Source organism: Secundilactobacillus yichangensis (assembly GCF_016861565.1).
Lineage (GTDB): Bacteria > Bacillota > Bacilli > Lactobacillales > Lactobacillaceae > Secundilactobacillus > Secundilactobacillus yichangensis.
In genome coordinates, this window is record NZ_BOLK01000031.1 from 1 (window position 1) to 4655 (window position 4655).

Below are 4655 nucleotides of genomic sequence, written 5' to 3' on the forward strand. Positions count from 1 at the left end.
TAGTTCCAAGACGATGATATCGTTCTATCCACTGAATAATCTGATCATCCTTAATGTTAAAACTAGTGCCTACTGCACTCGGTGAAATTCCAGATTCCACCAATTGAATACACGCTAGTTTTTCTGCCAGCGTGTATCTGGATCCTTTTTTTCCCATACAAAAACTCCCTCTATAGTACACAAGCTTTAATTATTTGCTTGTCTACTATAGAGGGAGTATAGCCGCCTTCATCAAAGGCACCCGCTTTAAGCTTTTTTTAAGACCCAAAATTTAATATTAGAGGTTGCTATTTTTGGTGTAAATGATAACTCACTTGATATGATTCGATGCCGTGCTCCTCAAAGGCAGCTTCTAAAATATGAGCAAATTCGTTGATATCAACCGACTGGGGTAAATGGATCACGACATCGTTTTTATCTGGCATCACTGGCCACCTCCACGTTTAACTGCTTCCATTATACGAACATACGTTCCAGATTGCAACACTCGCTGCCATTTTTTCACCCGATAATCAAAAGCAACTTTTTACGTGCCTTTTTGTCAAATAGGTGTACAATAATTGGTTGCACATGTTTGTTTTGCACACACGAAAGGAGATTATGCAATGCTCAAAATTGCCAAGGGTCGTGTCTCCTATCTAGCCGTTCTCGGCGCGATTATATTCATGACCATTCAGGTTATTGCTAACCTGAACCTGCCTAGTTTGACCTCTGATATTGTTAACAATGGGGTTGCGACAGGTAATATCAGCTACATTTGGAAAGTCGGTATGAAGATGATCGGGTTCTCATTGCTCAGTATCGTTGCCGCGATCTGTAACGTTTTTCTGGCAGCGACAACCTCGCAAAAACTCGGTCAAAACCTGCGAAGCGACATTTATCGCAAGGTCATGAACCTCTCCACCGACGAATACGATGAAATTGAAACTTCTTCATTAATAACCCGAACCACCAACGATGTGGTCCAAATTCAAAACGTCGCCATTATGATGTTAAGAATGATGATCATGGCACCTATTATGCTGATTGGGGCCAGCTTCCTTGCCTACAATAAAAATCACACATTGACCCTGGTCTTTGTGGTGGCACTGCCATTATTAGCGCTTTTTATGGGAATCATGCTGAAGTTTGCTATGCCAATGTTCCAAGCCATGCAAACCAAAACCGACCGGATCAACCGAATTTTCCGTGAAGGCTTAACTGGCGTTCGCGTTATTCGGGCTTTTCGCCAAGATCAGTTTGAACAGGACCGCTTCGAAGATGCCAACGTTGACTATACAAAAAACGCCATCAACGTTAACACCCTGTTAGCACTAGCTTTTCCAGTGATGACTTTAATTATGAGCGGCACTAACGTTGCCATTATTTTATTTGGTGCCCGTTTAATTGGTAATCAGGCGATGCAAGTTGGTAATTTAATCGCCTTCATGACGTACGCGATGCAAATTTTGATGAGCTTCATGATGCTTTCAATGGTCATGATTTTCATTCCACGGGCGCAAGCTTCAGCTAAACGGATTCAACAGGTCTTTGATTTGAAATCGTCGATGAAAGTCGCCGAAAAGCCTAAGAATTTACCCGTTGAAGCCGCCCACAGCTTGGAATTTGACCACGTCACTTATCGCTACCGCAACGCTGAAAAGCCAGCGTTAACCGACATCGATTTCAGTGCCAAAAGTGGCCAGACAGTTGCTATTATAGGTGGTACCGGCTCTGGAAAATCCACGTTGATCAACTTGATTCCGCGTTTTTACGACGTTGAAAAAGGCCAAATTAAAATTGATGGTATCGATACCACTCAGATTGCTCCAGAAAAATTACGGGATGCAGTTTCTCTTGTACCACAAAAAGCGACCTTATTTACGGGTACGCTGCGTGAAAACATGCGCTATGGGAAACCGGATGCTACCGATGACGAAATCTGGCACGCACTGGAAATTGCCCGTGCCCGCGACTTCGTCGAAGCTGACCCAGACGGCCTTGATATGTACGTTGAACAAGGTGGCGGTAACTTCTCTGGTGGTCAGCGGCAACGCCTAGCGATTGCCCGTGCCCTAGTTAAGCAAGCTGCGATCTACGTCTTTGACGATTCCTTCTCCGCACTAGACTTTAAGACTGATGCTGATTTACGGGCTGAATTACGTCAAGATGAACACATTCAAAAGAGCATTACAGTAATTGTTGCCCAGCGGATCGCCACGGTGGCTGACGCCGATTTGATTCTGGTTCTTGATAACGGTCAATTAGTCGGTAAGGGCACTCATGATGAACTGCGAAAGACTAATAAGGTTTATCAAGAAATTATCAATTCACAGATGAGAAAGGGGGATGACGAATAATGGCAGATTCAAAGTCAAAACAATCCACCCGTTCTAGTAATGTCGGCGGCCCAGGTCATGGTCCCGGCCACGGTCAAGGACTCGTTGAAAAGCCCAAGAACTTCTGGGGTACGGCTCGCCGGTTAATGAGTTACATGTCGGACCGAATTTTTGGCCTCATTTTGGTGCTGATTTTTGCAATTACCAGCGTCATCTTCCAAATTCGAACCCCTAAGATTTTAGGGAAAGCCACTACTGAGATTTTTACCGGTGTCATGAAGGGGCAATCCCAACAAAAAGCCGGCTTCAACCTCTCCCACCTCCCCATTAATTTCGATAAAATTATTCACATTATCATCATTGTCGGCTTAATGTACCTTACCGCAGCGGTCTTCAGTTTTCTTCAGCAATGGCTGATGACCCTGATTTCCCAAAGAACGGTCTACAAGCTGCGGCGAAATATGAAACGAAAAATGCGCGTTGTTCCAATCCGCTACTACGATACCCACAGTAACGGGGACATTATGAGCCGGGCCGTTAACGATATGGATAACATCGCTAACGTGCTACAACAAAGTTTGACTCAAGCGGTCACCTCAACCGTCACTTTTATTGGGACCTTGTGGATGATGATGACGATTAGCTGGAAACTATCACTGATTGCCTTAATTACCATTCCGCTCAGTCTCGTCATTGTGGGCATTGTCGCTCCTAAATCACAGAAATACTTTGCCAGTCAGCAAAAGAGTTTAGGGTTGATGAATAACCAGGTTGAAGAGAATTACTCTGGTCTGCAAGTCTTGAAGAGTTTTAATAAGGAACAAGACACCATTGACGCCTTTGAAAAGCAAAACAAGGTCTACTATCAATCAGCTTGGAAAGCCCAGTTCGTATCCGGTGTCATCATGCCACTGATGATGTTCCTGAACAATATCGGTTATGTCTTCGTTGCCATTATTGGCGGTATTTCGGTTGCTAACGGTAATATCACCCTTGGTAACGTACAGGCCTTTTTGCAATATACGAACCAGTTCTCACAGCCAATTTCGCAGCTGGCCAACTTGCTGAACACGATTCAGACCACCGTGGCCTCTGCCGAACGGGTCTTTGAAGTACTGGACGAGGAAGAAATGAAAGATACTTCCACTGATACGCCCGTTAAACAGACTAGTAATCTGCTTGAAATGGACCACGTGAAGTTTGGTTACGATAACGAAGAATTACTGATGAAGGATTACAACCTGACCGTCAAGCCTGGTCAGCAGGTCGCCATTGTGGGGCCAACTGGTGCTGGAAAGACAACCATTATCAACTTGCTTGAGCGTTTCTACGACGTTAAGGGCGGTGCCATTCTGCTGAACGGTCAAGATACCCGCAATATGGACCGTGAAGCTCTGCGCTCGCACTTCGCCATGGTGCTCCAAGACTCCTGGCTATTTACGGGCAGTATTTACGACAACATCAAGTACGGCCGTGAAGCGGCCACGAAAGAAGAAGTCATGGATGCTGCTAAAGCGGCCCATGTGGATGAATTCGTCCGCAAGCTGCCAGATGGCTATGACACCGTGCTAAACGAAGATGCTTCCAACATCTCTCAAGGTCAGCGTCAGTTAGTGACCATCGCTAGAGCCTTCGTTGCTGATCCCGAAATCCTCATTTTGGATGAAGCAACCAGCTCCGTTGATACGCGAACTGAAGTGCAGATTCAGCATGCCATGAGTCAGTTGCTTAAGAATCGGACTAGTTTCGTAGTAGCCCATCGGTTATCAACAATTCAAAATGCCGATAACATTATCGTCATGAACCACGGCTCAATTGTCGAAACCGGGACGCATGACGGTCTGCTCAAGAAGGGCGGTTTCTATGCCGATCTGTACAACAGTCAATTTACCGAAGGCATCTCATACAGTTAGGAGGAATGAACAGTAAGTGTTTTACTGTAAAAAGGTATAAATCTGTGTAAAGTGGTGATTCTATCCTATTGTGTATGCTTATAAATCTGATAAAGATATAATAAGGTTAAAGCCAGGAGCTAAATTTTCCGTATTAGCTAATAGCATATAAGTAGTGATTTATATGAATTTCATTAAAACGCGTTTTGGGATAAAGCCATCCCGTATAATATGAGGGACACCTCACCTTGGTGATTGAATTCAATAAGGCGGCACAACTGATGTTACTCACCTATAAAGTCGAAATTAAGCCGACAGAAAAACAGGCCTGGCAGATTGATTGTCATATTGGCGGCAGTCGTTGGGCTTACAACCTGTTTTTAGATATCAACCGGCAGCGTTATGAATGCGGATATCACTATATGGGCGCTTATGAGTTCAGTAA

General features: G+C 44.5%; 5 protein-coding genes. 3 read left to right on the plus strand and 2 right to left on the minus strand.

Annotated features, from left to right (window positions below; all coding sequences use genetic code 11):
• On the minus strand, window positions 1-157 hold a 157-nt coding region (locus tag JUE95_RS12950), incomplete at its 3' end, for a helix-turn-helix domain-containing protein (RefSeq protein WP_203652281.1).
• A gap of 130 nt (window positions 158-287) precedes the next feature.
• Window positions 288-425, minus strand: coding sequence for a hypothetical protein (locus tag JUE95_RS12670; protein ID WP_203652275.1), 138 nt, complete (start codon window positions 423-425; stop codon window positions 288-290).
• Between the two features lie 180 nt (window positions 426-605).
• Here JUE95_RS12670 and JUE95_RS12675 point away from each other — a divergent pair, with 180 nt between their 5' ends.
• The 3 genes from JUE95_RS12675 to JUE95_RS12685 form a co-directional block, all read left to right on the plus strand.
• Window positions 606-2339: an ABC transporter ATP-binding protein gene (locus JUE95_RS12675; RefSeq protein ID WP_203652277.1), complete on the plus strand. Its 1734-nt coding sequence runs from the start codon at window positions 606-608 to the stop codon at window positions 2337-2339.
• Complete coding sequence (locus JUE95_RS12680) at window positions 2339-4231, plus strand: ABC transporter ATP-binding protein (protein ID WP_203652279.1); 1893 nt, start codon at window positions 2339-2341, stop codon at window positions 4229-4231. The genes JUE95_RS12675 and JUE95_RS12680 overlap by 1 nt, the downstream gene beginning before the upstream one ends.
• A gap of 230 nt (window positions 4232-4461) precedes the next feature.
• The coding region (locus JUE95_RS12685; RefSeq protein ID WP_235995507.1) for a helix-turn-helix domain-containing protein at window positions 4462-4655 on the plus strand (194 nt) is incomplete at its 3' end.

Coding starts and splice junctions, on each gene's coding strand:
- JUE95_RS12680 (WP_203652279.1), top strand. CDS start 2,339: ATGGCAGATTCAAAGTCAAAACAATCCACCCGTTCTAGTAATGTCGGC.
- JUE95_RS12670 (WP_203652275.1), bottom strand. CDS start 425: ATGCCAGATAAAAACGATGTCGTGATCCATTTACCCCAGTCGGTTGAT.
- JUE95_RS12675 (WP_203652277.1), top strand. CDS start 606: ATGCTCAAAATTGCCAAGGGTCGTGTCTCCTATCTAGCCGTTCTCGGC.